The sequence below is a fragment of the Aquiflexum sp. TKW24L genome, assembly GCF_023502205.1.
Lineage (GTDB): Bacteria > Bacteroidota > Bacteroidia > Cytophagales > Cyclobacteriaceae > Cognataquiflexum.
The window spans coordinates 1-419 of the sequence record NZ_JAMFLG010000104.1; the positions used below are offsets into that span (position 1 = coordinate 1).

General features: G+C 48.4%; 1 protein-coding gene. It reads right to left on the reverse strand.

The annotated features are described in order from the left end of the window. Positions 1-419: LamG domain-containing protein (locus M3O96_RS21960; protein WP_249725501.1), on the reverse strand; the 419-nt coding region annotated here is incomplete at both ends.

Genomic DNA, 419 nt, shown 5'->3' on the forward strand with positions numbered 1-419 from the left:
TCATCCAGACCTCCATTGAAGCGCTGGACGGTTCCCAAAGCACCCAGGATAAGGTTTCCCGAAGTAGTGCCGATCGTAAACGGAGCATAGGTTTTTGTAATGTTCGCCACACCGTTGACATAGATGATAATTTCAGTCCCATTGAAGGTGGCGGCGACATGGATCCATTTGCCTAAGTCTCCGCTATAGTTATAATTGGATCTTATCAAATAGGTGTTGCCGTTAGTGCCCCTGTTGAGCCTGAATTCTAACTGCCCGTTGTTGTCGAGCCAAAACTCAAAACCGTTGCCATCGGACTTGTTGAGAATGGTACCCCTGTGCAGGACGTTGGGTTTAACCCATGCTGCGATGCTAAGGCCATTTGGAATTTCCAAAGTGGGATTGTGGGGAACTAGGGCAAACCGGTTGGTACTGCCATT